General features: G+C 70.9%; 28 protein-coding genes, 1 pseudogene and 1 riboswitch. Of the genes and pseudogenes, 15 read left to right on the top strand and 14 right to left on the bottom strand.

What is annotated here, in order from left to right; translation table 11 throughout:
- Positions 1-57 precede the first annotated feature (57 nt).
- Positions 58-738: a copper homeostasis protein CutC gene (locus ABZ490_RS07060; protein WP_358985413.1), complete on the bottom strand. Its 681-nt coding sequence runs from the start codon at positions 736-738 to the stop codon at positions 58-60.
- Between the two features lie 107 nt (positions 739-845).
- Here ABZ490_RS07060 and ABZ490_RS07055 point away from each other — a divergent pair, with 107 nt between their 5' ends.
- From ABZ490_RS07055 to ABZ490_RS07045, 3 genes are all read left to right on the top strand, one after another.
- Positions 846-1,493, top strand: a complete 648-nt coding sequence (locus tag ABZ490_RS07055; protein WP_358985410.1) for a hypothetical protein — start codon at positions 846-848, stop codon at positions 1,491-1,493.
- A complete protein-coding gene (locus tag ABZ490_RS07050) occupies positions 1,490-1,978 on the top strand; it encodes a GNAT family N-acetyltransferase (protein ID WP_358985407.1) in 489 nt (162 codons plus the stop codon). Before ABZ490_RS07055 ends, ABZ490_RS07050 begins: the two co-directional genes overlap by 4 nt.
- Before the next feature lie 105 nt (positions 1,979-2,083).
- The gene (locus ABZ490_RS07045) at positions 2,084-2,833 is read left to right on the top strand and encodes a hypothetical protein (RefSeq protein ID WP_358985404.1); all 750 of its coding nucleotides are present in this window, start codon (positions 2,084-2,086) and stop codon (positions 2,831-2,833) included.
- Here the strand turns inward: ABZ490_RS07045 and ABZ490_RS07040 are convergent.
- The gene (locus ABZ490_RS07040) at positions 2,823-3,092 is read right to left on the bottom strand and encodes a DUF4031 domain-containing protein (RefSeq protein ID WP_358985401.1); all 270 of its coding nucleotides are present in this window, start codon (positions 3,090-3,092) and stop codon (positions 2,823-2,825) included. The genes ABZ490_RS07045 and ABZ490_RS07040 overlap by 11 nt on opposite strands.
- Before the next feature lie 7 nt (positions 3,093-3,099).
- Positions 3,100-3,513, bottom strand: coding sequence for a hypothetical protein (locus ABZ490_RS07035; RefSeq protein WP_358985398.1), 414 nt, complete (start codon positions 3,511-3,513; stop codon positions 3,100-3,102).
- 54 nt (positions 3,514-3,567) lie between these two features.
- Here ABZ490_RS07035 and ABZ490_RS07030 point away from each other — a divergent pair, with 54 nt between their 5' ends.
- The 3 genes from ABZ490_RS07030 to ABZ490_RS07020 are packed head-to-tail and all read left to right on the top strand — an operon-like array spanning position 3,568 to position 7,007.
- A complete protein-coding gene (locus ABZ490_RS07030) occupies positions 3,568-4,476 on the top strand; it encodes a MurR/RpiR family transcriptional regulator (protein WP_358985395.1) in 909 nt (302 codons plus the stop codon).
- A gap of 49 nt (positions 4,477-4,525) precedes the next feature.
- Entirely contained in the window at positions 4,526-5,509 is a 984-nt protein-coding gene (gene murQ, locus ABZ490_RS07025; protein ID WP_358985392.1) for an N-acetylmuramic acid 6-phosphate etherase, read from the top strand.
- A 16-nt stretch (positions 5,510-5,525) separates the two neighbouring features.
- Positions 5,526-7,007 (top strand): PTS transporter subunit EIIC, encoded by a 1,482-nt coding sequence (locus ABZ490_RS07020; protein WP_358985388.1) that lies wholly within the window; start codon positions 5,526-5,528, stop codon positions 7,005-7,007.
- Here the strand turns inward: ABZ490_RS07020 and ABZ490_RS07015 are convergent.
- The gene (locus ABZ490_RS07015; protein WP_358985385.1) at positions 6,961-8,466 is read right to left on the bottom strand and encodes a subtype B tannase; all 1,506 of its coding nucleotides are present in this window, start codon (positions 8,464-8,466) and stop codon (positions 6,961-6,963) included. The two genes, ABZ490_RS07020 and ABZ490_RS07015, sit on opposite strands and share 47 nt — an antisense overlap.
- A gap of 159 nt (positions 8,467-8,625) precedes the next feature.
- Between ABZ490_RS07015 and ABZ490_RS07010 the strand changes: the two genes are divergently transcribed.
- Positions 8,626-9,195 (top strand): hypothetical protein, encoded by a 570-nt coding sequence (locus ABZ490_RS07010; RefSeq protein ID WP_358985383.1) that lies wholly within the window; start codon positions 8,626-8,628, stop codon positions 9,193-9,195.
- 367 nt (positions 9,196-9,562) lie between these two features.
- On the opposite strand, the pseudogene ABZ490_RS07005 reads toward ABZ490_RS07010, so the two are convergent.
- The 4 genes and pseudogenes from ABZ490_RS07005 to ABZ490_RS06990 all read right to left on the bottom strand — a co-directional run.
- A pseudogene (locus ABZ490_RS07005) lies at positions 9,563-10,713 on the bottom strand (carboxylesterase family protein); the annotation flags it as partial.
- A gap of 116 nt (positions 10,714-10,829) precedes the next feature.
- A complete protein-coding gene (locus ABZ490_RS07000) occupies positions 10,830-12,302 on the bottom strand; it encodes an MFS transporter (RefSeq protein ID WP_358985380.1) in 1,473 nt (490 codons plus the stop codon).
- Positions 12,303-12,445: 143 nt separating this feature from the next.
- Entirely contained in the window at positions 12,446-13,276 is an 831-nt protein-coding gene (locus ABZ490_RS06995; protein WP_358985377.1) for a metallophosphoesterase, read from the bottom strand.
- Between the two features lie 40 nt (positions 13,277-13,316).
- Entirely contained in the window at positions 13,317-14,444 is a 1,128-nt protein-coding gene (locus ABZ490_RS06990) for an NADH:flavin oxidoreductase (RefSeq protein ID WP_358985374.1), read from the bottom strand.
- 228 nt (positions 14,445-14,672) lie between these two features.
- On the opposite strand from ABZ490_RS06990, the gene ABZ490_RS06985 reads away from it, so the two are divergent.
- On the top strand, positions 14,673-15,365 hold the full coding sequence (locus ABZ490_RS06985; protein WP_358985371.1) for a methyltransferase domain-containing protein: 693 nt from the start codon (positions 14,673-14,675) through the stop codon (positions 15,363-15,365).
- Here the strand turns inward: ABZ490_RS06985 and ABZ490_RS06980 are convergent.
- Together ABZ490_RS06980 and ABZ490_RS06975 are read right to left on the bottom strand one after the other, a co-directional pair.
- Complete coding sequence (locus ABZ490_RS06980; RefSeq protein ID WP_358985368.1) at positions 15,346-15,720, bottom strand: VOC family protein; 375 nt, start codon at positions 15,718-15,720, stop codon at positions 15,346-15,348. The genes ABZ490_RS06985 and ABZ490_RS06980 overlap by 20 nt on opposite strands.
- Positions 15,721-15,794: 74 nt before the next feature.
- Positions 15,795-16,151, bottom strand: a complete 357-nt coding sequence (locus ABZ490_RS06975) for a hypothetical protein (protein ID WP_358985365.1) — start codon at positions 16,149-16,151, stop codon at positions 15,795-15,797.
- A 117-nt stretch (positions 16,152-16,268) separates the two neighbouring features.
- Here ABZ490_RS06975 and ABZ490_RS06970 point away from each other — a divergent pair, with 117 nt between their 5' ends.
- The 6 genes from ABZ490_RS06970 (at position 16,269) to ABZ490_RS06945 (ending at position 19,632) form a co-directional block, all read left to right on the top strand.
- Positions 16,269-17,111 carry a helix-turn-helix transcriptional regulator gene (locus tag ABZ490_RS06970; protein ID WP_358985362.1) on the top strand — a complete coding sequence of 281 codons (843 nt, stop codon included), beginning with the start codon at positions 16,269-16,271 and terminating at the stop codon, positions 17,109-17,111.
- Positions 17,092-17,280 carry a DUF397 domain-containing protein gene (locus ABZ490_RS06965; protein WP_358985360.1) on the top strand — a complete coding sequence of 63 codons (189 nt, stop codon included), beginning with the start codon at positions 17,092-17,094 and terminating at the stop codon, positions 17,278-17,280. Before ABZ490_RS06970 ends, ABZ490_RS06965 begins: the two co-directional genes overlap by 20 nt.
- A 273-nt stretch (positions 17,281-17,553) precedes the next feature.
- On the top strand, positions 17,554-18,366 hold the full coding sequence (locus tag ABZ490_RS06960) for a hypothetical protein (protein WP_358985358.1): 813 nt from the start codon (positions 17,554-17,556) through the stop codon (positions 18,364-18,366).
- 32 nt (positions 18,367-18,398) lie between these two features.
- Positions 18,399-19,034 carry a Uma2 family endonuclease gene (locus ABZ490_RS06955; protein WP_358985355.1) on the top strand — a complete coding sequence of 212 codons (636 nt, stop codon included), beginning with the start codon at positions 18,399-18,401 and terminating at the stop codon, positions 19,032-19,034.
- A 74-nt stretch (positions 19,035-19,108) separates the two neighbouring features.
- Positions 19,109-19,384, top strand: coding sequence for a type II toxin-antitoxin system Phd/YefM family antitoxin (locus ABZ490_RS06950; RefSeq protein WP_358985353.1), 276 nt, complete (start codon positions 19,109-19,111; stop codon positions 19,382-19,384).
- On the top strand, positions 19,381-19,632 hold the full coding sequence (locus ABZ490_RS06945; RefSeq protein ID WP_358985350.1) for a type II toxin-antitoxin system RelE/ParE family toxin: 252 nt from the start codon (positions 19,381-19,383) through the stop codon (positions 19,630-19,632). Before ABZ490_RS06950 ends, ABZ490_RS06945 begins: the two co-directional genes overlap by 4 nt.
- Positions 19,633-19,708: 76 nt before the next feature.
- Here ABZ490_RS06945 and groL read toward each other — a convergent pair whose 3' ends face one another.
- From groL to thrC, 4 genes are all read right to left on the bottom strand, one after another.
- Complete coding sequence (gene groL / locus ABZ490_RS06940) at positions 19,709-21,331, bottom strand: chaperonin GroEL (protein ID WP_358985347.1); 1,623 nt, start codon at positions 21,329-21,331, stop codon at positions 19,709-19,711.
- A gap of 347 nt (positions 21,332-21,678) precedes the next feature.
- A complete protein-coding gene (locus ABZ490_RS06935) occupies positions 21,679-21,885 on the bottom strand; it encodes a cold-shock protein (protein ID WP_007493268.1) in 207 nt (68 codons plus the stop codon).
- 473 nt (positions 21,886-22,358) lie between these two features.
- A complete protein-coding gene (locus ABZ490_RS06930) occupies positions 22,359-22,634 on the bottom strand; it encodes a MoaD/ThiS family protein (protein WP_358985343.1) in 276 nt (91 codons plus the stop codon).
- A gap of 22 nt (positions 22,635-22,656) precedes the next feature.
- Positions 22,657-23,955 (bottom strand): threonine synthase, encoded by a 1,299-nt coding sequence (thrC, locus tag ABZ490_RS06925; protein WP_358985340.1) that lies wholly within the window; start codon positions 23,953-23,955, stop codon positions 22,657-22,659.
- Positions 23,956-23,973: 18 nt separating this feature from the next.
- A riboswitch (SAM riboswitch) is annotated at positions 23,974-24,112 on the bottom strand.
- Positions 24,113-24,248: 136 nt separating this feature from the next.
- Between thrC and ABZ490_RS06920 the strand changes: the two genes are divergently transcribed.
- A complete protein-coding gene (locus ABZ490_RS06920) occupies positions 24,249-25,193 on the top strand; it encodes a glucosyl-3-phosphoglycerate synthase (protein WP_358985337.1) in 945 nt (314 codons plus the stop codon).
- The last annotated feature ends 38 nt before the right edge of the window (positions 25,194-25,231 follow it).

Here is a 25,231-nt window from a genome sequence, read left to right as displayed (position 1 = left end):
GCGCCCACGCGGCGGAGCCGCATATCGACAGAGCCCCGCGCCCCTAGGTGGGACAGGTCAGCCCCTGTCGAGTACGTGGCGCCAATTGCGTACGGCCTCTGCCGATACCGGCTTCTGCCAGCCCCCGGGCCGCGCCGCTCCTCCGATGTGAAAAGCCGTCACCCCCGCCCTTCTCAGGGCCGGTACATGGTCCAGGCGCAGTCCGCCGCCGACCAGGAGCTGCTGGTCCCCTCCCCGGGTCGCCTCGGCCAGCAGGGTCGGCAGGCCCTCGTCCACGCCCGTGGGCGAGCCTGCCGTGAGGTAGGTGTCCAGGCCGGGCAGGCCGTCCAGCTGCTTGCGTACGGCGTCGCGGTCGGCGGCGTGGTCGAGGGCCCGGTGGAAGGTCCAGGGGCAGCCGTCCAGTGCGGCGACGACCCGTTCCACGGCGCCGAGGTCCACCCCGCCGTCCGCGGCGAGGAAGCCGAGGACGAACTCCTCGGCCCCGGCGGACCGCAACTCGCCCGCGACCCGCACCAGCCGGTCCACGTCCCCCGCCGCGAAGCCGTCCGTCAGGCGGAGCATCACGCGCAGCGGGATGTCGACGGCGGCCCGGACGGCGGTGAGGACCGGCACGGGTGGGGTCAGGCCGTCCGCGGCCATGTCGGTGACCAGTTCGAGGCGGTCCGCGCCTCCGGCCCGGGCCGCGATCGCGTCCTCGGCGTCGAGGGCGATCACCTCCAGCACTGCACGCTCGCTCATGGGACCCCATTCATCGAGAAGCATCACGGAGCATCCGCACAACAGGTCTAGTCCAGTTGTCTAGTCCAATTGCACCATACGTGCGGTCCCCGCGCGAGAATGAGCCCATGGCCGACCTCGACGCCCTGCGCACCCGCTTCGCCCACGCCCTGGAGGCAGCCAGGGCCCCCGCCGCCGGCGGCCCCGACCCCGCGCCCTACGCCGACGCCCTCCTCACCCGCTGGCGGGAACCCCAGCGGCGGTACCACACCGTCGAGCACCTCTCGGCGGTCCTGGACCACATCGACGTACTGGAGGAGCACGCGGACGACCCGGCCGCCGTACGGCTCGCCGCCTGGTTCCACGACGCCGTGTACCTGCCCGACCGCTCCGAGAACGAGGAGCGCTCCGCCCGGCTGGCCGAGCGGGCGCTGCCCGAGGCGGGGGTGGGGGAGACGCGGACCGCCGAGGTGGCGCGGCTGGTACGGCTGACCGTCACCCACGATCCCGCCGACGAGGACCGCGACGGACAGGTGCTGTGCGACGCCGACCTCGCGATCCTCGCCTCGCCGCCCGCCGCGTACGCCGCCTACACGGCCGCCGTCCGCGAGGAGTACCACTTCGTGCCGAACGACGCCTTCCGCGGCGGGCGCGCCGCGATCCTCCGTCAGCTCCTCGAGCTGCCCCGGCTGTTCAGGACGCCGTACGGGGCACGGCAGTGGGAAGCGACCGCGCGCTACAACCTGCGGTCCGAGCTGGAGCTGCTCGCGTCGTGACCCGGATCCCCGGCCCCCGGCTCACCCTCGAAGGGGCCTCCCCCACCGCCCTCGCCGATCTCTGGTCCGGCGGCGACGGCGGCTACGACTGGCTCGGCGGCAGCCCGTACGACGGCACGCGCGACGCCGCCGGCATGGTGTTCCGGGCCCATGAGACCGGCGTCCTGCGGCCCGGCTTCGGGCTCTACGTCGTCGTCCGCAGCGCGGACCGCCGGGCGATCGGCAGCATGGGATTCCACGCCGCGCCCGACGAGGACGGGCGGACCGAGATCGGCTACGACCTCGTCCCGGGCGCCCGCGGCCACGGCTACGCCACCGAGGCGCTGCGCACGCTGGCCGGCTGGGCGCTCGCCCGGGACGACGTACGCCGGCTGTTCGCCACGGTCGAAGAGGGCAACGCCCCCTCCCGCGCCGTACTCGAACGGACCGGGTTCGTCCGGGTCTGGGAGGGCGAGGGCACATACGCGTATGAGCTGCGCGGCTGACCTCGACCTGGCGTAGCCTGGGGCGATCTTCCGCCCTTCGGCTCCCCTCGCACCCCACGCGCTTCGGATAATTCTGGCGTACGCCGGGGGAAGCGGGGGAGCGTCATGAGTCAGAACGGCCCGGCCACGCCACCCGGACCGCCCGTACCGGACCCCCATGCCCGGCGGGGCGTGCTCTGGACCATCATCGGTATCGTGATCAGCACGGTGATCGCCCTGGTGAGCCTCTACTTCCAGGCCCAGCAGTCCAAGGGCGACAGCGCGGACCCGCCGCCCAGCCCCGGCGTCAGCACCCCCGTCGAGTCGACGCCCACGCCGGACGACGAGAGCCCGGACAGCGATCCGCCCTCCCCCACGCCGGACGACTCAGGGCCGGACGACACCGGCCCCTCCCCGTACGCCGACGACGGCCTCACCCTCGCCGAGCACGACCTGCGCGACTCGCTCAACACCGACCAGTGGTCGCGCGACAGCTGCTCGCACACCCTGTGGCAGGGCGCCACGGCCGCCCTGTACTGCACGGTCACCACGGTCGACCAGTTCGGCGTCACCGGCACCGGCAAGGCCAGCGTCGTGATGTACGGGACGAAGACAGACCGGGACAGCGTCTTCCAGAGCTACGCGGGCAGCATGCCCGAAGGGAACTGCGAGTCCCAGATCAACGTGCGCGGCAGCTGGTCCGAGAACAACACCGGCCAGGCGGCCGGCGACGTCGTCTGCTTCCTGTCGACCAGCGGGCAGTACGTCTTCCTGTGCAGCTACTACGACCGCCCCGCCCTGGTCCAGATCACCGGCCCCGACCAGAGCAGCCTCACCACCTGGTGGCACACCATGGAGCCGGTGTTCACCGACTGACCCCGCCCTTGCGCCGGCGCAGCCCCGCCGCGTGCAGCAGCCGCACCACCTCACGGCTGCCCACCTCGACCGCGCCCGCCGCGACCACCTCGGCGTACCGGTGCGACGGGATGTCGTAGTGGTCCCGCTCGAAGGCGCGCCGGGGCACGCCGAGCCCGTCGGCGAACGCGTGCAGTTCGTCGTACGAGACATCGCTGACGAGGTGGGACCACATCCGGCCGTGGCCCGGCCAGTTCGGGGGGTCGATGTAGAGCGTCACGCCGGCCTCATGAGGAACGCGCCCCGCCCGTCGCCGAGCCCAGCGCCCCGACCGCCGCGACCTTCACCCCCGCCAGGTGGCACACCCAGTGCGGATCGGGGCCCAGTTCGGGCTCGACCTCCAGGGCGTGCGGATCGCCGGAGCCGCAGACCGGGCACAGCGGCCAGCGGCCGTACCGTTCGAGGAGCGCGTCCTGCACGTCCTGGGCGACCAGCCCGGCCACGTACGCCATCCCGTCCGGCCACTGCTCCACCCACCAGCGGCGCTGCACGACGGACTCCTCGACCATCGACACCACGTCCGCCGCGGCCACCTCGCCGGAGGCCAGATCGGCCAGTACGAGGGCGCGGGCGGTGTGCAGCGTCTGTTCGAGGGCGCTGACGGAGAGGCCGGGCGGCCCGGCAGCGTGGGAGGGGTCCATGACCCTATTGTGCGCGTGCTTGACCACACCCCGGTGTGAAAATACCTTTCAGAGGTGACCCAGGAAGTGAAGGAAACCTTCGCGCAGGCAGCCTTCCGTCCGGCGCCCGGCGCGCTCGCCAGCAAGGTCCGCACCCTCGCGCCCTCCCTGACCCGCTCCATGCAGCGCGTCGCCGAGGCCGTCGCGAACGACCCGGCCGGCTGCGCCGCCCTCACCGTCACCGGGCTCGCCGAACGCACCGGCACCAGCGAGGCCACCGTGGTCCGCACCGCCCGCGTCCTCGGCTACCCCGGCTACCGCGACCTGCGTCTCGCCCTCGCGGGGCTCGCCGCCCAGCAGCAGTCCGGCCGCGCGCCCGCCCTCACCACCGACATCGCCGTCGACGACTCCCTCGCGGACGTCGTCGCCAAACTCGCCCACGACGAGCAGCAGACCCTCGCCGACACCGCCGCCTTTCTCGACACCGCCCAGCTGGAGGCGGCGGTTCATGCGGCGGCGGGCGCGCGGCGGGTCGACGTGTACGGCGTCGGCGCGAGCGGGCTCGTCGCCCAGGACCTCACCCAGAAGCTGCTGCGGATCGGGCGCGTGGCCCATGCGCACAGCGACCCGCACCTCGCGGTGACGAACGCGGTCCAGCTCGGCGCGGGGGACGTCGCCGTCGCGATCACGCACTCCGGGTCGACCCGGGACGTCATCGAGCCGCTGCGGGTGGCGTTCGAGCGCGGGGCGACCACGGTCGCCATCACCGGGCGGCCGGAGAGCCCCGTCACCCAGTACGCCGATCACGTCCTCACCACCTCGACGGCACGGGAGAGCGAGCTGCGGCCCGCGGCGATGTCCTCCCGGACCGGGCAGTTGCTGGTCGTGGACTGTCTGTTCGTGGGCGTGGCCCAGCGGACCTACGAGGTGGCGGGTCCCGCGCTGGCCGCGTCGTACGAGGCGTTGGCCCACCGGCACAGGTAGTGGTGTTGCACCGGACCCGCGTCAGAAAGATCGGAAAGAACCGACTGCCATGACCCCCGCCTCTTCCCCCGCCTCTTCCTCCGCCTCTTCCTCCGCCTCTTCCTCCGCCTCTTCCTCCGAGGCTCTGCGACATCAGCTCTCCTCCCTCACGACCGAGGCCTTCCGGCCCGAGCTCGCCGACATCGACCGGCTCGCCACCCTCGATCTGGCCCGGCTGATGAACCGTGAGGACGCCGGGGTGCCGGCGGCCGTCGCCGCCGAGCTGCCCCGTATCGCCGCCGTGATCGACGCCGTCGCGGAGCGGATGGCGCGCGGCGGGCGGCTGGTCTACGCGGGCGCCGGGACCGCCGGACGGCTCGGTGTGCTCGACGCCTCCGAGTGTCCGCCGACCTTCGACACCGCCCCCGGGCAGGTCGTCGGCGTCCTCGCCGGCGGGCCCCCGGCGATGACCACCTCCGTCGAAGGGGCCGAGGACTCCCCCGAGCTGGCCGTCACCGACCTGGCGGCCCTCCGGCTGACCGCCGACGACTCGGTGATCGGCGTCTCCGCCTCCGGCCGTACCCCGTACGCGCTCGGCGCGGTGGAGTACGCCCGGTCGCGGGGCGCGCTGACGGTGGGGCTGTCCTGCAACGCGGGCAGCGCGCTGGCGGCCGCCGCCGAGCACGGGATCGAGGTGGTCGTGGGGCCCGAGCTGCTCACCGGGTCCACCCGCCTCAAGGCGGGCACCGCGCAGAAGCTGGTGCTCAACATGGTGTCGACGATCACGATGATCCGGCTGGGCAAGACGTACGGGAACCTGATGGTCGACGTCCGCGCGTCCAACGACAAGCTGCGCGCCCGCTCGCGGCACATCGTCGCGCTGGCGACCGGCGCCGGGGACCGGGAGGTCGAGGCGGCGCTCGCGGCCACCGACGGCGAGACCAAGCAGGCGATCCTGGTGCTGCTGGCCGGGGTCGACGGGGTGGTGGCCGCCCGCCTTCTGGAGGAGTCCGGCGGTCATCTGCGTGCCGCGCTCGCCGCGGCGGCCGGCTGAGCCGCACGCTCGGTGGGTGAGCACCCCGAAGGACAGCGCCCATGACCTCGCCGCCGCGATCCTCCCCCTGGTCGGCGGCCCCGCGAACGTCACCTCCGTCGCCCACTGCATGACCCGCCTCCGCCTCACCCTCACCGACCCGTCCCGGGCGGACGAACCGTCCCTGTGCGCCCTGCCCGGCGTCCTCGGTGTCATCACGGCCGGCGCCGCCTGGCAGGTGGTACTGGGCCCGGGGGTGGTGGCCCGGGTGACGACCGCATTCGAACACCTGATGGAAACGGGGCGGCTGGCCGCGCGGGGCGCAGTGGTGCGGGAGGAGCGGGGGCGGCGCAACGCCACCCCCTTCAAGTCCGCCCTGCGCCGCCTCGCCGCCGTCTTCGTCCCGCTGATTCCCGCGCTGATCGGCTGCGGCATCCTCGCGGGGCTGGGCGGTCTGCTCGTCAACGCGGGCCTGCTGCCCGGGCTGACGCCCGCCCTGGCCGCCGTCGCCTCCGCCTTCATGGCGCTGATCCCCGTGTTCGTCGGCGTCAACACGGCGAAGGAGTTCGGCGGCACCCCGGTCCTCGGCGGTGCGGTCGCGGCGATCGTCGTGTTCCCCGGGGTGGCGAAGGTGACGGCGTTCGGGGTGCAGCTCTCCCCCGGCCAGGGCGGGGTGCTCGGCGCGCTGGCCGCGGCCCTGCTGGCGACCCGGGTCGAACGGTGGTGCCGGGGCAGGGTCCCGGACGCCCTGGACGTCCTCCTCACCCCCGCCGTCACCGTCCTCGTCGCGGGCCTCGGCACGCTGTACGGGATCATGTACGCGGCCGGCGCGGTCTCCGCCGCGATCGGTACGGCGGCGAACTGGCTGCTGGCCACCACGGGCGCCGCCGCCGGCCTGGTCCTGGGCGGCCTCTTCCTCCCCCTGGTGATGCTCGGCCTCCACCAGGCCCTGATCCCGATCCACACCACCCTCATCGACCAGCAGGGCTACACCGTCCTGCTCCCGGTCCTGGCGATGGCGGGCGCGGGCCAGGTCGGCGCGGCCGTCGCGGTGTATGTCCGGCTGCGCCACGACACCTCCGTCGGCACCTCTCTCAGCACTTCTCTCAGCACTTCTCTTAGCACCTCTCTCCGTACGACGATCAGATCGGCGCTCCCCGCGGGGCTGCTCGGCGTCGGCGAACCCCTCATCTACGGCGTCTCCCTCCCCCTCGGCCGCCCCTTCCTGACCGCCTGCGCGGGCGGCGCGGCCGGCGGAGCCTTCATCGGCTTCTTCGCGATGCTCGGCGACCGGGTCGGCGCGACCGCCATCGGCCCCTCGGGGTGGGCCCTGTTCCCCCTGCTCGCGGGGAACAGGGGGCTGGGCGTCACCGCCGCGATCTACGCGGGCGGCCTTCTCACGGGCTACACCGTCGGTTTCGCGGCGACCTACGCCTTCGGCGGCGTGCGGGCAGCGGCAACAGCCGCGGCCGCTACCGGTGGCGTGCCGTGTGACCCGACACCTTCCCGATCCAGCTGATGAAGTCGCCCGGGTCCAGGTCGGTGCCATGGCCGGCGTCCCAGTAGTACGCCGCGTTCACGTCGTCGCCGAGGCCGGTCAGCCGGGTGGCGAGGTTGGCGGCCACGGAGAGCGAGGTGTCGGTGTCCTTGGTGCCGAGGCGTATCCACCAGTGCTTGGCGCGGTGGGGGTTGGCCCGGCCGGCGAGGTGGTGCATCGGGTTCATCAGCCGCAGCTTGTCCGGGAGGTCGGCGTCCAGGCGGGCGCTGTCGCCGGCCGCATGGCGGAGGCTGTAGAGGGTGAAGTGCCGGGCCCGGGTGGTGCCGGTGCCGTAGAGGTTGCACTCGGGCGTGGACAGGTCGAACGCGTCGAACGACGGGGCGTTCTTCTTGCGCGCGCCGACATGGGTGAGGAAGTCGGCCCAGGTGAAGGTGGCCTTCCCGGCGGACCAGGTGAGGAAGGGGTGCGCGGTGAGGTAGGCGGCGCGGGCCGGGTCCGACAGGGCCGCCAGGTACGTCGTGGCGGACGGCTGGAGGAACGTCTCCAGGAGGTAGGTGTCCAGGTTGCGGGTGGTGAGCGTGCCGTAGCCCCGGGCGCGCAGGTGGAGGGAGGCGACGTAGTCCGTGTACTGGGCCCTGAGGCCGGCGGAGACCGTGGCGTCCACGGTGGCGCCGGAGGCGAGCGGGTTGCCGCCCCAGTTCCACTCGTAGGCGGCGTCGGCGTGTTCCAGGTCGGTGATCGGGCACCAGTCGCCGCTGGCGAAGACGGCGTCGCCGGCGTCGGCCGCGCCGATCTCCTCCAGATAGGGCGTGTAGAGCGGGCTGTCGCCGGAGGCGCCGAGGAGGGCGGAGAGGGCGCCGCCCGCGCTGACGCCGGAGGAGACGATCCGGTCCACGTTCCCCGGCACCCGGCCCCGGTTGTACTTCAGGTACCGCACCGCCGCCTTGAGGTCGACGATCGCTGCGGGCGCGGTGCCGTAGTACACGCCGTCGGCGTCGACGAGGGTACGGCCGCGCGCCCCGGGCTCCACGACGACGTACCCGGCGGCCAGCGCGAGGCCCTGCCGGCTGGTGCCGCCGCCCATGCCGGACGCGCCGATCCCGGTGGCGTTCGCCACGGACGACGGCATGTATCCGCCGATGGCGTTGGCGAGCAGCACGGGCGCGTCGGAGGCGTCGACGGCGACCCCGTCGATCGCGACCGGGACGCTGATGTTGAGGGACTGGTAGGTGGTGTCGACGGGCCGGGCCACATAGCTGGCGACCTTGAAGAACCGGTAGGTCACGCTGTGGGCGGTGCCGGTGGTGTCGGTGAGGGAGATCGTCTGCTCGGTGTAGGAGGACGGGTCGAAGACCAGGGAGGAGTCCCCGGCCGCCGCCCTCGGCGCGGTGCCGCTCGCCGCGCGCGCGGCGCCGGCGAATCCCACGGTCGGCGCCGCGGCGGCACCGGTCAGCCCCAGGACCACAGTTCTGCGCTTCACTCGCTTCACTTCCGTCTCTTCTGTAGGCAGCACTTACCCGACGGCCCTTGCTATCACCGCCCACTCCGGATCGTCATCAAAATTGTCAACAATCATAGGTTGCTGCGCACAGGTTGGCCGAGAGCCACCGCCCGCCGCGCCCGCCCTACCCTGGGTGCCATGAACCACGCCCAGTCCACCGCCCTGGGCCGTGCCCTCCGACTGCTCGGGGAGCACGGCGAGGCCCTGTCCGCCGACACCCCCGACGCCCGGCTGCACGAGGTCAAGGCCGATCTGCGGCGCGCCCTGGAACTGCTCGACGAGAGCGTCACCAGCGCCGCGCCCACCACCCGGTGCGCCGAGCATCCCCACGGCCCCGTCGACGAGGCCGCCCCCGATCTCTGCCTGCTCTGCGAGACCCGGCGACGGGCGGCCCGCCGGGCCGAGTTCAACGGCCCCGCCCCGCAGGGCGCGCCCTCCTCCCCCGCCCCCACCCGCTACGGCAGCCGCGGCGACCGCCCCCAGCCCCAGCAGCGCTGGCTGCCGGAGCTGTGGAACGGCCAGGAGTGGCAGCTGTGCGGCACGCCCCGGCGCGACCGGCACGAGGCCGAGCTGTACCTCGCCGCCCTGCGCCGCGGCTCCCGCCCCGCCATGGCCTACCGCCTGGTCCACGAGTTCACCGACTACGAGGTTTTGCGCATCTGGGGCACCCCGGTGAAGGTCGACATCGAGCCCCTGGGCAACCTCTAGCCGCCCAGCAGCGGCAGCGGCGGGAAGTGGCGGCCTCGACCGCACCCGAGGGGGACTTCACCCGATCGTGTGATCGTCGGCTTACGCGCTTGCGGCGTTCCGGACAGACCGGGCTACGGTGAGGGGGCGATCTGGGACGCCGGGTGCGGCGCCAGCGTGCAGGGCCCCTGCTCCACCAGCGAGATGGTTCAGGGCCTCCCTCTCGCCTCTGGCCGCTCCACAAGGCCAGGTCGTCAGGGACTCCGCCCTCCCGGAGCCGGACCACGGACGCGATCCGTGTCGCCGCCCGGGCTGCGAAAGCGGACGACCAGTGCGCTCAGGACCGTTCGGGGCGTGCCGGTGTGCGCACTCACCTGTGCTCACCGCCCAGGAACGGTATGTGGAACAGCCAGTCCTACAGCGGACGCGCTCGGACCACTCCGCCGGGCCCACCTCCGGGTGAGCCCGGCGGAAAACCCGCCCAACCTGCGCCTCCCCGCCCGGCGCGAACATCCGCAGCACACCGGCGGCCTGTTCCTCCGTCACCTTTCCCAGCAGCCCCGCCAGGACCAGGAACAGCCGGTACTCCTGCGCGTTGTGCCCGACGACCAGCTCGATGTCACGGCCCGCGCCCGCCGCCAGCGCCTCCCAGGGGGTCACCGGCAGCACCTCGCCGTCCACCACCGGGGAGAACGGGGTGACCGTGGGCGCCACCTGCCCCCAGCGGTCCACGCGCTGCGCCATCTTCGCGCTCAGCGCCGCCCCGGCCTCGGGCAGCTCGCGCGGGTCGACGGTCGCCAGGTCCGCGGCCGTCGGGCGCAGCCCCGCCTCGGCGGCGATCGCGGTGGCGAGGTCACGGGCCAGGGCGTCGGAGAAGAACGTGCCGGGCACGCTCTGCGCGACGGCCCGCCCGAACAGCCCCCGGGCGGACGGCATGGCCAGCAGCGACGCCACCGAACCGGCCCCCGCCGACTCGCCGAACACGGTCACCCGGCCCGGATCCCCGCCGAACGCCGTGATGTTGTCCCGCACCCATTCCAGCGCGGCCACCTGGTCCAGCAGCCCCCGGTTCGCGGGCGCCCCCTCGATCCGCGCGAACCCCTCTATGCCGACGCGGTAGTTGAGGGTGACGACGACCAGATCACCCGCGTGGGCCAGCTGCCGGGCGTCGTAGCCCGGGCTGCCGGAGTGGCCGAGTTTGTACGCGCCGCCGTATATCCAGACCATGACCGGCCGGCCGCCCCCGGCGTCCGCCTCGGGCGTCCACACGTTCACCGTCAGCCAGTCGTCGCCCGTCGGGGCGTCCAGCACGCCGGTCCGTCCCTGGATGCCGGCCTCCTGCGGGGGCGGCGGGCCGAAGGCGAACGCGTCGCGCACGCCGTCCCACGGGCGGGGCGGTCGCGGGGCCTGGAAGCGGGCCTCCCCCACCGGCGGGGCGGCGAACGGGATGCCGCGGAAGACCGTCACACCGTCCTCGCGGCGGCCGCGCACGGCTCCGGCGGTGGTCCGCGCGACGAGGGCTGGCTCGGCTGTCGTCATCGATCACTCCTGTAGTCGCTGGCTGTTCGGGAAACGGGCGGTGCCCGGCGAAAGTGCCGAAGACGGCCGACACCCCTCGTGTGGGTGACGGCCGCCTCCGGCGGTCGGGTCGGGGCTCACGCCTTGACCGGCGTGGCCTCCTCGGCGTCTTCGACCACCGAGAGCTGCGCGGGGGCCTTGCGCTTCGGGATGAAGCTCGCCAGGAAGAAGGCGAGGAGTGCGGCGCCCGCGCCGATCGCCATGATGACCTTGAAGCCGTTCTCCGACGGAAGGGCGTACCCGCCGAAGTCCGTGGTCATCTGGGCGAGGATCACACCGGCGATGGCGCTGGCGAAGGACGTTCCGAGCGAGCGCATCAGGGTGTTGAGGCTGTTGGCCGCACCGGTCTGCGAGGGGTCGACCGCGCCCATGATCAGGGCGGGCATGGCGCCGTAGGTGAAGCCGACACCGGCGCCGATGATGCAGGACACCAGGACCAGGTGCCAGACCTCGCTCATCAGGACGATGTTCAGGGCGTATCCCGTGGCCACGATCAGCGCGCCGATCATGAGCGTCACCTTGGGCCCCTTGGCCTTGGTGATCCCGGCGGAGACCGCCGACATGATCATCATCACGAAGCCCTGCGGGGCGAGCACCAGACCGACCGTCAGCATCGACTTGCCGAGGCCGTAGCCGGTCTGCTCGGGCAGCTGGAGCAGCTGGGGCAGGACCAGGGACATCGCGAACATCGAGAAGCCGAGGGCGACCGAGGCGAGGTTGGTGAACAGGACCTGGGTCTTCGCGGTGGTGCGCAGGTCGACCAGCGGCTGCTTGGCCTTCAGCTCCCACCAGCCCCAGGCGCCCAGGATCAGGACGGCGGCGGCACCGAGGCCCAGCGTGGTCCCGGACGTCCAGCCCCAGTCGGCGCCCTTGGACACGGCCAGCAGCAGCGCGACCAGGCCGGCCGACAGCCCGAGCGAGCCGACGAGGTCGAAGCGTCCGCCGGAGCGGTTCTGCGACTCGGGCACGAAGACCAGCACGAGCAGGAGGGCGACGACGCCGAGGGCCGCGGAGGTCCAGAACAGGACGTGCCAGTCCCAGTTGTCGGCGATGAACGCGGCGGCGGGCAGTCCGAGCGCACCGCCGACACCGAGCGAGGCGCTCATCACGGCCGTGGAACCGGCGAGTTTGTCGGCGGGCACGGTGTCCCGCAGGATGCTGATGCCGAGCGGCACCACGGCGGCGGCCAGACCCTGGAGGGCGCGGCCGACGATCATCGGGACGAGCGAGTCGGCGAGGGCGCAGACCAGCGAGCCGGAGATCAGCATCAGGATGCTGACCACCAGCATCCGCCGCTTGCCGACCATGTCGCCGAGCCGTCCGACGACCGGGGTGGCGACGGATGCCGCGAGCAGGGTGGCGGTGACGGCCCAGGCGGTGTCGGACGCCGGCGCGTCCAGCAGCTTCGGCAGTTCGGGAACGATCGGGATGACCAGGGTCTGCATCAGCGAGACGACGATCCCGGCGAGGGCCAGCACCGCCACCACGGCGTTCGACCTCGGCGGGGCGGATGTCCCCGCCGCGGCGGGTCGGGCAAGGGCGTCGGACATGACAGGGCCTCCGTCGGATGCGCAGGGAACGAGGAAGAGGGGCAAGCACTGGTGAACTGCTTGACTCAAGCAAGCTTATGCAGATTGATTGAGTTAAGCAAGCTAAATCCGCCACCAGTGCCCCGCACATCCCGCACCACGGCTCAGCCGTGCCGCGCGATGATCTCCCGGGTCCGCTCCTCGTCCAGCTCGTACACCAGCTCATGGGCCCGCGGATCGCGCGCGTGGAACGTGTGGAACATCGGCCCCTCCGCCCCGCCCAGCTCCACCAGCGAGGCCGACGGACCGCGCACCGCCCGCTCCGTCCCGGGCGCGGTGGTCAGATCGATCCGGTTGACGATCCCGGGCGTCACCCACACCGGCACCGAGGCCAGGAACCCGCAGAGCTGGAGGTGGTAGTGCCCGGTCAGCAGGACCCGTACGTCACTCCCCCGGATCACCGCAGCCAGCTCGCCGGCCTCCCGCAGCCCGAAGACCCGCTGGGTCGCCGAGAGGGCGAGGCCGATCGGCGGATGGTGGAAGGCGAGGACGGTGCCGTGCCCGGCCGGCGTGCTCAGCACGCCCCGCAGCCACTCCAGCTGGGCCGCGCCGACACGGCCGTACACCTTGCCCGGGACCAGCGAGTCGAGCGTGACGAACCGCCACCCGCCGACCTCGCTGACGGCGGCCCGCTCCTCCCCCGGGAACGCGACGGCTCCCTCCGGGTGCCCGCTGCCCAGCACCTTCGCGAAGGCGGACCGCTCGTCGTGGTTGCCGGTGGTGTAGAAGACGGGCGCGCCGAGAGGGCGCGCGAAATCGCCGACGAGCGCGCGGACGGTGGCGTACGCCTCCGTCGCGCCGTCGTCGGCGAGGTCACCGGTGACGACGACGGCGTCCACGTCCCGCACCTGCCGGAGCTCGCCCAGCATCAGCCGCAGGGAGTCGACGGCGCCGTCCTTCCCGATGTGCGGGTCCGAGAGATGAAGGATCCTCATCTCCCGGACCGTACCCGCGCGTCGCCCGGCGAACCGGGGTTCAGCTGAGGGTGTTCAGCGCGGCGGCGTCGTATGCCTTCAGCTCGTCCGTGCGCCCCGCGAGGACCTTGGCCGCCCACTCCGGGTCCTGGAGCAGCGCGCGCCCCACGGCCACCATGTCGAACTCGTCGCGCTCCAGGCTGTCGAGGAGGTCCTCGATGCCCTTGACCGGCGAGCCCTCACCGGCGAAGCCCCGGATGAAGTCGCCGTCGAGACCCACCGAGCCGACGGTGATGGTGGTCTTGCCGGTGAGCTTCTTCGTCCAGCCCGCGAGGTTGAGGTCGGAACCCTCGAACTCCGGGATCCAGTAGCGGCGGGTGGAGGCGTGGAAGGCGTCGACACCGGCTGCGGCCAGCGGCGTGAGGATGGCCTCCAGCTCCTCCGGGGTCTCGGCGAGGCGGGCCTTGTAGGCCTCCTGCTTCCACTGCGAGTAGCGGAAGATGATCGGGAACTCGGCGGAGACGGTCTCGCGGACGGCCGCGACGACCTCGGCGGCGAACGTCGTACGGGCCACCGCGTCACCGCCGTAGGCGTCGGTACGGCGGTTCGTGCCGGCCCACAGGAACTGGTCGACGAGGTAGCCGTGGGCGCCGTGGATCTCGACGCCGTCGAACCCGATGCGCTCGGCGGCGGCCGCGGCCTCGGCGAACGCGCCGATGACGTCGTCCAGGTCGCGCTGGGTCATCGCCTTGCCGGTGCCCTCGGTGCCGTCCATGCGCAGCCCGGACGGGCCGACGGCCGGGGCGTCCGCGTACGGCGGCTCGCCCTGCTTGCGGACCATGCCGATGTGCCACAGCTGCGGCACGATCGTCCCGCCCGCCGCGTGCACGCCCTCGGCGACCTTGGCCCACCCCGCGAGCTGCTCCTCACCGTGGAACCGGGGCACCCGGTCGCTCTGCCCGGCCGACTCGTGTCCGACGTACGTCCCCTCGGTGACGACCAGACCGACGCCGGCGGCGGCGCGGCGGGAGTAGTACGAGACCACGTCCTCGCCCGGGATGCCGTCCGGGGAGAACATCCGGGTCATCGGCGCCATCGCGATCCGGTTCGGGACGGTCAGACCGTTGATGCTCACCGGCCGGGAGAGGATCTCGGCGGCGCGGGTGGGGGTGGGCTCGGTGACGCTCACGCGGGGGGCTCCTCGTGAAGAATACGGCCTTGAAGACCGATCGGTATGTGCACATGCATCGAGTGACTCTGCAACGAGAACTACCGCGCCGCCCTTCCCATTCCGGCCGCACCCCGGAACGCCCTGTGATCCCGGCCACGCGGGGGCGTTGTCAGTGGTGCCGGTTAGCGTTTCCGCATGGGAGACACGAGGTGGGCGGGAGGTCGCGGTGCTGGTCCGGATGAGCGCATGACGGGGCCCGAACTGGTGGACACCTCCGAGCTGGAGCGGTCCTCCGTGGTCGCCAACAACACCATGAACCGCGAACGCGGGCTGGCCGGGGTGAACAGCTACGCCCGCGAACTGGGCCTCGACCCGCGGGCCTGGCTGCTGGACCGCCGCCCCGGGGCACGTGCGTGGCTGGACCTGTGCAGCGGCGAGGGCCGGGCCCTGCGGGAGGCGGCCCCGGCCCTGCCCGCCGACGCGGTCCTCACGGGCGTGGACCTGGTGGGCCCGCCGCGTCCCCTGCCGACTCCACCCGCCCTGGAGGAGATCACGGCGTCGGTCTCGACCTGGGCGCCGACCCGCCCCTACGACCTCATCACCTGCGTGCACGGCCTGCACTACGTGGGCGACCAGCTGGGCCTGCTCGCCCGGGCCGCCTCCTGGCTGACGGAGGACGGACTGCTCCTGGCCCACTTCGACCCGGAGTCGATCCGCCACCCGGACGGCGGGCCGGCGAAGAGACAGGTACTCGCCGCACTCCGCGCGGCGGGATTCACGTACGACGCCCGCCGCCACCTGCTCACCCTCCGGGGCGCCCGCAGGCCCGCCCTCCCCTTCACCTACCTGGGCGCCGATCCGACGGCCGGCCCCAACTACACGGGCCAGCCGGCGGTCGGCTCCCACTACGCCCGGACGGTCACAGATACGGCCGGGTGATCAGCTCGATGGCATGACCGGCGGGGTCCTTGAAGTAGACCCCCCGGCCGCCGTGTTCGTCGTTGATCTCGCCGGGCCGCCGCATCTGCGGATCGGCCCAGTGCACGACACCCTGCTCGCACAGGCGCCGGTACGCCCGGTCGAAGAGCTCGTCGTCGATGAGAAAGGCGTAGTGCTGCATCTGGATGTCCACCGGCGGCTCGGCGAACTGGAGCAGGACACCGTCGTCGAGCTGGATGTTGGTGAAGGGACCCCACGAGGGGGCTTCCGCCAGCTCCAGCAGCTCCCGGAAGAACCGGGCCGACTCGGTGCGGTCCTTGGCGGCGATGATGGTGTGGTTGAAGGTGACTGCCATACGACTGACCTCGCTTTGTACTCGACACGAAGAGGGGTTCTCGGTGCACGAGCACTGCGGCGGTCCGCGGGCGGTCAGCTCTCCACCGGATCGCCCATCCGTGAGTGGCGCGAGGCCGGTCCGGTGTTCATGTCAGGAACCCTACCGGTTGCGAGGCCGCCCCGGTTGAGCAGACGCACCCGCTCCCTCAACTCGTCGGCGGCGGACGCCTCGCCGGTCTCCTCCGGCCCGGGGCGTCCCGCCAGGGCATCGGCGAGCCGCGAGGCCACGACGAAGTTGCAGCGCCCCAGGTCGATCAGGGCGAACCGCTCGTCCTGCGCGGCCGACACCGGGTCCAGCCGGACGGAGGGCAGCCGCACCCCCGCGTCCCGCAGGGCGGTGTGCAGCCGCGCCAGAGCCTCGGGGGCGGTCCGGGCAGGTGTCGTGTCCATGGGCGCCACTTCCTCCACGCTGAGTATTCGCTTTCACCACACAGCGTGTCCGCCCGCTCCCTAACCTGACCAGGGACGGCGTCCCAACAACCTCGTTCGTTGGACAAGGGAGGTGCCATGCCCGAACCGAAGGGCCTCGACCCCTCATCGTCCCCACGCGCGCTGCTGGGCGCGGAGTTGCGCCACGCACGGGAGAGGAAGGGGCTGAGCCAGGCCGACCTGGGCGAACCCCTCTTCGTGAGCGGTTCGTTCATCGGCCAGCTGGAGGCCGGGACGCGCCGCCTGCACCTCGAATACGCCGTCCAGATAGACGAGATCCTGGGCACGAACGGCTTCTTCGCCCGCAACTGCCGGGCCCTGGCCAAGTCGAAGTACCCGGACCACTTCGCGGAGGCGGCGGAGGCGGAGGCGGTCGCTACGGCGATCAGGCAGTACGCCCAGATCCTGATTCCGGGACTACTACAGACCAGGGCGTATGCGGAGGCCGTGTTCCGTGCCTACAAACCCACAGCTCAGGACGCCGAAATCGATGACTTGGTGGCCACTCGGCTGGAACGCGCGCATCTCCTCGACGATCCAACAACGCCGTTGTTGTGGGCGATCCTCGATGAGGCGGCGCTGCGTCGAGTGGTCGGCGGCAGGGCGGTGATGGCCGAGGCCGTCCGCCACGTACTGAGCCTTGCCCGGCAGCGGCGGATCATCGTGCAAGTGCTGCCGTTCGGGGCCGGTGCACACGCCGCGATGGACGGCCCGCTGAAACTCATGGAGTTCAAGGACGCGCCACCGCTCTCCTTCGTGGAAGCGCCGGACATGGGAAAGCTGCTGGACGATCCCGCCACCGTCGCCCGCCACATCCTGATGTTCAACCTCCTCCAGGCCACGGCGCTTTCGCCGCAGGATTCGCTGGCCCTCCTGGAGTCGGTGGCGCAGGATTACGAGCATGGAGAACAGCACCCATGAGGTCCTGACCTGGCACAAGTCCAGCTACAGCGGCGGCCAGGGCGGCGACTGCCTCGAAGCCGCCCTCACCCACCCCACCCTCATCCGTGACTCCAAAGCGCCGCACGGCCCGAGGCTCGCGTTCCGGCCGGAGGCCTGGGCGGCGTTCGTCCAGCACATCAGCCACTGAAACCGCTCCCGAAGCTCAAGCGCCCAGCTCCGAGCGCTCTTTGCTGGGAATGGGTGGAGGGCCTCAACCCACCCTCCCCCCCTTCGAGTTGACTTTCGGCGACCGAGTTGCGACGGACAGTCACGGACCTCTAGCGTGCGCATAACGCAACAGCCCCCGACAAGTGCTAGCAACACCTGCGGGGGCTTAACCAACGCGATCAAAGAAAGTGATCCCGTGGCTGCCGCCAAGACTAGTACTGCCCCCCTCCCCACGCACTCTTACCCGCACCCAATGGCCAATCCGGGTTACGGAAAGCGCTCCGCGCCGGACCAACTCCGCCGCACCGCACACGACTTCGCACACCTCCCGCCCCGAGAAGCCGCCATCGCCGCGTACGTCGACCGGCTCCCCGAGGGCGCCGACATCTCCGTGAAGACATTGGCGAAGACGACGCCGTACGGCCAGTGCGCACTGCGGACCGCGCTCAACAGGATCCAGGCGGCCGGACATCTGAGGCGGGGTCGGGAGCGGGTGGAGGCCGAGGACGGCGGCTCGCGCTGGATCACCCGATCGTGGTGGTCCCGTACGGCACGTGACGACGGCTGGTGGGCGGGCTTCACGCGCGGCGAGGTACCGGAGGAGGACCCCCCTCCGCCCCCTCCCACCCGCTCCCGCGCCCACATCCTCCTCGCGGCCCTGGGCCGCAACACGCCGTGCCTGTCCCTGTCCGCCGCCGATTGCGTGCGGCTCGCTCCGCTGGTGGAGGAGTGGTTCGCGCGCGGCGCCGGCGAGGAGACGATCGTGGCCACCCTCACCGCCGGTCTGCCGACACCGGTCCACAGCCCCGCCGCCCTCCTCCACCGCCGCCTGACGGACAAGCTGCCGCCACCACCTCCGGCCCCACGTCCACCCCGTCGGGTCATGGAGTGCGCGGAGTGCGGGGTGCCGGGTCATCCCGATGCCCTGCCGGGCGGCTTGTGCAACGGCTGCCGAGACCAACCCGCCCCCACGCGCGCCACCGCACCCCTGCCCGCCCCGGCGATCCATGCCCTCGCCGACGGGATCCGTGCCGCAATGTCCCTGCGCCGAGAGAGGACCACATGAGTCCTGAGGCCCCTGGACGCCCGCAGTTGCCCATGGAGGACTTCGAGGACCTCGCCGAGGCGGCCCCGGCACATGTTCGGCTCGAATTCATCGACGGCCGCGTCCGCACCAAGGATCCGCTCACTGTGGAGGACTTCGAGGAGCTGGAACGCCGGGCACCGGAAACCGTGCAACTGGAATACGTCAGCGGAAAACTCGAGGTCAAAGCTCTGCGGGACGGCAATCACACGTCCATCTTCATGTGGCTGCTCCGGCTGCTCACACAAAGCCGACCCGAGCTTGGCCTCTACCCCAGCACCGGCCTCAAGACCGAGGCCGACCACAAGGGCCGTAGTCGCTGTGATGGCACGGTCGCGCGTCGCGGGCACTTCAAAGGACACGGTGAATGGTCCGACGCGTCCGGCATCCTGATGGCCGTCGAGATCACGACGCGCTGTCGCGACACCAACCAGCGCTGCCGCATCGACAAACCTCTCGGCTACGCAGCCGTGGGAATCCCCGTCTATCTGCTCATCGACCGCGACAGCCTCACGCTGACCGTCTTCAGCGAACCGAAAGAGGGCCGTTACCGGCGGTCCCCCTCCTACTCCTGGGGATCGACCGTCGAACTCCCGTCGCCGCTGAACATGCCCCTCGATACCGACCTGCTCAGGCAGTACGCCGGATGATCATCCGCCCTGACCGTCGAAGGCCCAGCCATATGCACACAGCGCACACACCCGCAACTCTGTACAGTTTTCCCATGGAGACGTATCCGCTGGTGGAAGCCCGTAATCAGCTTGGTCAACTGGTCGGCCGGGTTCGTCACGGCCACGAGCACATCCTGATCACCGAATACGGCAAGCCCGCCGCCGCGCTCATCCCGATAAGCGAACTGGAAGAGTTGCAGCGGCTGCGCGACGAGGCCGACATCGCTGAGGCACGAGCCCGTGAGGCGACTCCGTCCGGCGCGTCCATGACACACGACGAATTCATGGCCCAGCTGGAGGAAGAAGACCGCCGCGAGGCCGCTTCGTGACCTACACGGTGGTGTGGGAAACCCACGCCATGAACGAGTTCCGACGGCTCCGCACGAGCGACCCCGTGGGTGCGAAGGCGACCGCTGCGGCGGTGCGTGCCCTCGCCGACAATCCTCGTCCGGAGGAATCCCGCGCCTTGGGTGCCTCCGGTTACTTCCGGCTGCGCGTCGGGACGTGGAGAGTGCTGTACCGGCCAGACGGCGCAACCGTCACCGTGCATGTCCTGAAAGTCGGCCGCAGCAGCTGAAACGCCCGAGGGCGGCACCCCCAGCAGGAACTGGGGATACCGCCCTCGGTAAGGACGCAGATCAACCAGAGGTCGATCAGAAGTCCATGTCACCGCCCGGCATACCGCCACCGGCGGGCGCGGCGGCCTTCTCCGGCTTGTCGGCGATGACGGCCTCGGTGGTGAGGAAGAGCGCGGCGATGGAGGCGGCGTTCTGCAGGGCAGAGCGGGTCACCTTCGCCGGGTCGATGATGCCGGAGGCGATCATGTCGACGTACTCACCGGTCGCGGCGTTCAGGCCGTGGCCGACCTGGAGGTTGCGGACCTTCTCCACGACGACGCCACCCTCGAGACCACCGTTGACGGCGATCTGCTTGAGCGGGGCCTCGAGCGCGAGCTTCACGGCGTTGGCGCCGGTCGCCTCGTCACCCTCGAGGTCCAGCTTCTCGAAGACCGAGGCGGCCTGGATGAGGGCCACGCCACCGCCGGCGACGATGCCCTCCTCGACGGCCGCCTTCGCGTTGCGGACGGCGTCCTCGATGCGGTGCTTGCGCTCCTTGAGCTCGACCTCGGTGGCGGCACCGGCCTTGATGACGGCCACGCCGCCGGCCAGCTTCGCCAGACGCTCCTGGAGCTTCTCGCGGTCGTAGTCCGAGTCGCTGTTCTCGATCTCGGCGCGGATCTGGTTCACACGGCCCGCGACCTGGTCCGAGGAGCCGGCACCGTCGACGATGGTGGTCTCGTCCTTGGTGATGACGACCTTGCGGGCCTTGCCCAGGAGGTCCAGGGTCGTGTTCTCGAGCTTGAGACCGACCTCCTCGGAGATGACCTCGCCGCCGGTGAGGATGGCGATGTCGTTCAGCATCGCCTTGCGGCGGTCGCCGAAGCCCGGGGCCTTGACCGCGACGGACTTGAAGGTGCCGCGGATCTTGTTGACGACCAGGGTCGACAGGGCCTCGCCCTCGACGTCCTCGGCGATGATCAGCAGCGGCTTGCCCGACTGCATGACCTTCTCCAGGAGCGGGAGCAGGTCCTTGACGTTCGCGATCTTGGAGTTCGCGATCAGGATGTACGGGTCGTCGAGGACGGCCTCCATACGCTCCATGTCGGTGGCGAAGTACGCCGAGATGTAGCCCTTGTCGAAGCGCATACCCTCGGTGAGCTCCAGCTCCAGACCGAAGGTCTGGGACTCCTCGACGGTGATGACGCCTTCCTTGCCGACCTTGTCCATGGCCTCGGCGATGAGCTCGCCGATCTGGGTGTCGGCGGCGGAGATGGAGGCCGTGGAAGCGATCTGCTCCTTGGTCTCGACATCCTTCGCCTGCTCCAGCAGCGCACCGGAGACGGCCTCGACGGCCTTCTCGATACCGCGCTTCAGAGCCATCGGGTTGGCGCCGGCGGCCACGTTGCGCAGACCCTCGCGCACCAGGGCCTGGGCCAGGACGGTCGCGGTCGTCGTGCCGTCACCGGCTACGTCGTCCGTCTTCTTCGCGACTTCCTTGACCAGCTCGGCGCCGATCTTCTCGTACGGGTCCTCGAGCTCGATCTCCTTGGCGATGGACACACCATCGTTGGTGATCGTGGGGGCGCCCCACTTCTTCTCGAGGACGACGTTGCGACCCTTGGGGCCGAGCGTCACCTTGACGGCGTCCGCGAGCTGGTTCATGCCGCGCTCGAGGCCGCGCCGCGCCTCCTCGTCGAACGCGATGATCTTGGCCATGTGAAGTGGTCCCTCCAGGACTGGGGGTGATTCCTTCGGACCGCGCCCGCGCCCGCGACGGACGGCTCGCATGCCGCGTGGTTCCTTGCCCCACCTGGCCTGCGGGCCTCACCGACCCGGTCCTTCTTTGTCACTCTCACCTTCAGAGTGCTAACGCCAATGATTAGCACTCGGCATGGTCGAGTGCAAGCGCCTCCCGAGGACTGGGGTCCATCGAGGCGTCCATCGAGGGGTCCATGGAGGGGTCCGCCGGGCCGTCCGCCGGGCATGCCGAAGGGCCCGTACCCCAGGAGGTACGAGCCCTTCGAAGATGAAACAGAAGAACGACGCTTCAGTCGGCGCGTGCTTCAGCCGGTCGCCAGCCGGACCATGTCCGCCTGCGGCCCCTTCTGACCCTGCGAGATCTCGAAATCGACCCGCTGACCCTCTTCCAGGGTGCGGTACCCGTCCATCTGGATCGCGCTGTAGTGGACGAAAACATCCGCACCACCGTCGACCGCGATGAAGCCGTACCCCTTCTCCGCGTTGAACCATTTGACGGTGCCCTGAGCCATGCCTAACTCCCCTATTACTGGCCCTTGCACAGATCCACACTTCGCGGATCCGGGTCAGACCTCACCCCCCAGTTGGTTGGGGGCGTGCGCCGGAACGCGTCGACCGCGGCCGAATGTATCTGTCCAACTGCCCTCTGCAACAGGTCACTTGGACGAGAATTCTGGACGCACGCGATCCGGAATATGGCGAGAATTCGCCTGAATTCAGGGCAAGTCGGGCCCCGCAAAAGCCACAAATGCCGCGCAAGAGGCACGCACTTTGGCTACTTCTTGTCGGACTCAAGGCAGAAATCAAAGATTCCGGATCAGGTTCCGCGACCCGGTTCCCCAACTGTACCGCGCTCAACCCCACTGAATTGCCCCCTCCGCTTCTCTCACGGAGGGGGCAATTCGATGAACACTCGGTAATCACTGTTACCGACGGTTACTACTGGTGGGTACTGACCGAGGGTCAACCACCGGTCGGACCCGGCTCAGCCGCCGGCGACGGCCGGGATGATCGACACGCCCGCCCCGTCCGGGGTCGCCGTCTCCAGGCCCTGCTCGAAGCGGACGTCGTCGTCGTTCACGTACACGTTCACGAACCGCCGCAGCTTGCCCTGGTCGTCCAGGACCCGGGCGGCGATCCCGGTGTGGTTCTTCTCCAGGTCCGAGATGACCTCGCCGAGGTTGGCCCCTTCGGCGGAGACCTCGGCGGCACCACCGGTGTAGGTGCGCAGGATGGTGGGGATGCGGACGGTGACGCTCATTGCCGATGACCTCCAGTAGGGATTACGCGAGCCCGGCCTCGTGGAAGGACTCCAGCGACGGGCGGATCGTCGCGGTGAGTCCGGTCCCGGCCACCGCGTCCAGCGTCTTCAGACCGTCACCGGTGTTCAGCACGACGGTCGTCTTCGCCGGGTCCAGCAGCCCGTTCTCGATCAGCTTCTTCGTGACGCCGACCGTCACACCGCCGGCGGTCTCCGCGAAGATGCCCTCGGTCCGGGCGAGGATCCCGATCGCCTCGACGACCTGCTCGTCGGTCACGTCCTCCACCGCGCCGCCGGTGCGACGCGCGATGTCGAGGACGTACGGCCCGTCCGCCGGGTTGCCGATCGCCAGCGACTTGGCGATGGTGTTCGGCTTCTGCGGGCGGACCACGTCGTGCCCGGCCTTGAAGGCCACCGACACCGGCGAGCACCCCTCGGCCTGCGCACCGAAGATCTTGTACGGCTTGTCCTCGACGAGCCCCAGCTTGATCAGCTCCTGGAGACCCTTGTCGATCTTCGTGAGCTGGGAGCCGGAGGCGATCGGCACGACCAGCTGGTCCGGGAGCTGCCAGCCGAGCTGCTCGGCGATCTCGTACGCCAGTGTCTTGGAGCCCTCGGCGTAGTACGGCCGCAGGTTGACGTTGACGAAGCCCCAGCCCTCGCCCGCCGGGTCGCCGATGAGTTCGGAGCAGAAGCGGTTGACGTCGTCGTAGTTGCCCTCGATGCCGACGAGCTCGCCGCCGTAGATCGCGGCCATGACGACCTTGCCCTGCTCCAGGTCGTGCGGGATGAACACGCAGGAGCGGAAGCCGGCCCGGGCGGCGGCGGCGCCGACGGCACCGGCGAGGTTGCCGGTGGAGGAGCAGCTCAGGGTGGTGTACCCGAAGGCCCGCGCCGCCTCGACGGCCTGGGCGACGACCCGGTCCTTGAAGGAGTGGGTCGGGTTGCCGGAGTCATCCTTGACGAACAGCTTGCCGGCCTCGACGCCCAGCTCGCGCGCCAGGTTGTCGGCCTTGACGAGCTTGGTCCAGCCGGGGTTGATGTTGGGCTTGTCGGCCACGTCCGCCGGGACGGGCAGCAGCGGCGCGTAGCGCCAGATGTTCGCGGGTCCCGCCTCGATGCGCTTCCTGAGCTCCTCCGGGTCGTAGGAGGAGAAGTCGTACGCGATCTCGAGCGGGCCGAAACACTCCTCGCAGGCGAAGACCGGGCCGAGCGGGACCTGGTGACCGCATTCCCGGCAGCTCAACGCGGCGGCGGGGCCGAGGTCTACGGTGGAGGCGACGGAATCGGTGGATCCGGTTTCAACAGTCTGCGCAGCCATGTGAGGCGAGGCCCTTTCTCCTCATCTTCCTCACGACGCATCTCGCCGTGAGACGGATTTGGCACCTTCCCAAGCCGGGAGCCTCGCGTGAACGAGACCGGCTGGAGGGTTGCCGGGGCTTCATCGGGCCGTATCCCTCTGCCCCTCTGGATGAGCGGTATGAAGTTGTGGACGCCGGGCCACCGAGGACATGCGATGGTCACCCGCGTTGTCCAAGACTGTAACCGACAACCTGGACAGTTGAGATAGTCGTCCGAACCGCGAGATGGATCACAGGTGAAGGAGCCGCCTACGTGCTGGAAGAAGTCGAGCGCTGGCTGACCACCCGCTCCTGGACCATGACCGATCGGCCACTGCACCGGATCATGGCCGCCAAGCGGTCCTCGGGGCAGCGGGTCAGTGTCGTGCTGCCCGCACTCAACGAGGAGGAGACCGTCGGTGACATCGTCGCGGTCATCCGGCACGACCTCATGCAGCAGGTCCCGCTGGTCGACGAGCTCGTGGTCGTCGACTCGGGGTCGACCGACCGCACGGCGGCGGTCGCGGCGGCGGCGGGGGCGCGGGTCGTCCACCGCGACACGATCCTGCCCCGCATCCCGGCCGTGCCCGGCAAGGGCGAGGTCCTGTGGCGCTCCCTGCTGGTCACCGGCGGGGACATCGTCTGCTTCATCGACGCCGACCTCCGGGAGTTCTCCTCGGACTTCGTCTCCGGCATCGTCGGCCCGCTGCTCACCGACCCCGCGGTGGACCTCGTCAAGGGGATGTACGACCGTCCCCTGGGCGGCGCCGCCGGGCAGGGCGGCCGGGTCACCGAGCTGATGGCGCGCCCGCTGCTGAACATGCACTGGCCGCAGCTGGCCGGTTTCGTGCAGCCGCTCGGCGGCGAGTACGCGGCCCGTCGCTCACTGCTCGAACAGCTGCCGTTCCCGGTGGGGTACGGCGTCGAGCTGGGGATGCTGATCGACGCGCTGCACCTGGTGGGCCTCGACGCGCTCGCGCAGGTCGACGTCGGGGTGCGCAGGCACCGCCACCAGGACGGGCAGGCCCTCGGCCGGATGGCGGCGGCGATCTACCGGACCGCCCAGCTGCGGCTGGCCCGCGGCCATCTCGTCCGCCCCGCCCTGACCCAGTTCGAGCGCGGCGCCGACGGGTTCGAGCCGCGTACGTACTCGGTGGACACGGAGGAGCGGCCGCCGATGGCGGAGATCGCGGAGTACCAGTCCCGCAAGGTCGCCTAGCCGATTCCGCCGTACGGGGGACGGGTCGTATACGGCCG

The organism is Streptomyces sp. NPDC005811 (assembly GCF_040630405.1).
Classification (GTDB): Bacteria; Actinomycetota; Actinomycetes; order Streptomycetales; family Streptomycetaceae; genus Streptomyces.
Note: the sequence above shows the minus strand (reverse complement) of the source record. Positions and strands in the feature narration are given on the sequence as shown.

Bases quoted from the DNA above. Each gene is read 5' to 3' on its own strand.
- ABZ490_RS07060 (WP_358985413.1), bottom strand. From the start codon at position 738: ATGAGCGAGCGTGCAGTGCTGGAGGTGATCGCCCTCGACGCCGAGGAC.
- ABZ490_RS07055 (WP_358985410.1), top strand. From the start codon at position 846: ATGGCCGACCTCGACGCCCTGCGCACCCGCTTCGCCCACGCCCTGGAG.
- ABZ490_RS07045 (WP_358985404.1), top strand. From the start codon at position 2,084: ATGAGTCAGAACGGCCCGGCCACGCCACCCGGACCGCCCGTACCGGAC.
- ABZ490_RS07035 (WP_358985398.1), bottom strand. From the start codon at position 3,513: ATGGACCCCTCCCACGCTGCCGGGCCGCCCGGCCTCTCCGTCAGCGCC.
- murQ (WP_358985392.1), top strand. From the start codon at position 4,526: ATGACCCCCGCCTCTTCCCCCGCCTCTTCCTCCGCCTCTTCCTCCGCC.
- ABZ490_RS07010 (WP_358985383.1), top strand. From the start codon at position 8,626: ATGAACCACGCCCAGTCCACCGCCCTGGGCCGTGCCCTCCGACTGCTC.
- ABZ490_RS07000 (WP_358985380.1), bottom strand. From the start codon at position 12,302: ATGTCCGACGCCCTTGCCCGACCCGCCGCGGCGGGGACATCCGCCCCG.
- ABZ490_RS06995 (WP_358985377.1), bottom strand. From the start codon at position 13,276: ATGAGGATCCTTCATCTCTCGGACCCGCACATCGGGAAGGACGGCGCC.
- ABZ490_RS06985 (WP_358985371.1), top strand. From the start codon at position 14,673: ATGACGGGGCCCGAACTGGTGGACACCTCCGAGCTGGAGCGGTCCTCC.
- ABZ490_RS06980 (WP_358985368.1), bottom strand. From the start codon at position 15,720: ATGGCAGTCACCTTCAACCACACCATCATCGCCGCCAAGGACCGCACC.
- ABZ490_RS06975 (WP_358985365.1), bottom strand. From the start codon at position 16,151: ATGGACACGACACCTGCCCGGACCGCCCCCGAGGCTCTGGCGCGGCTG.
- ABZ490_RS06970 (WP_358985362.1), top strand. From the start codon at position 16,269: ATGCCCGAACCGAAGGGCCTCGACCCCTCATCGTCCCCACGCGCGCTG.
- ABZ490_RS06965 (WP_358985360.1), top strand. From the start codon at position 17,092: ATGGAGAACAGCACCCATGAGGTCCTGACCTGGCACAAGTCCAGCTAC.
- ABZ490_RS06960 (WP_358985358.1), top strand. From the start codon at position 17,554: ATGGCCAATCCGGGTTACGGAAAGCGCTCCGCGCCGGACCAACTCCGC.
- ABZ490_RS06955 (WP_358985355.1), top strand. From the start codon at position 18,399: ATGGAGGACTTCGAGGACCTCGCCGAGGCGGCCCCGGCACATGTTCGG.
- ABZ490_RS06950 (WP_358985353.1), top strand. From the start codon at position 19,109: ATGGAGACGTATCCGCTGGTGGAAGCCCGTAATCAGCTTGGTCAACTG.
- groL (WP_358985347.1), bottom strand. From the start codon at position 21,331: ATGGCCAAGATCATCGCGTTCGACGAGGAGGCGCGGCGCGGCCTCGAG.
- ABZ490_RS06935 (WP_007493268.1), bottom strand. From the start codon at position 21,885: ATGGCTCAGGGCACCGTCAAATGGTTCAACGCGGAGAAGGGGTACGGC.
- ABZ490_RS06930 (WP_358985343.1), bottom strand. From the start codon at position 22,634: ATGAGCGTCACCGTCCGCATCCCCACCATCCTGCGCACCTACACCGGT.
- thrC (WP_358985340.1), bottom strand. From the start codon at position 23,955: ATGGCTGCGCAGACTGTTGAAACCGGATCCACCGATTCCGTCGCCTCC.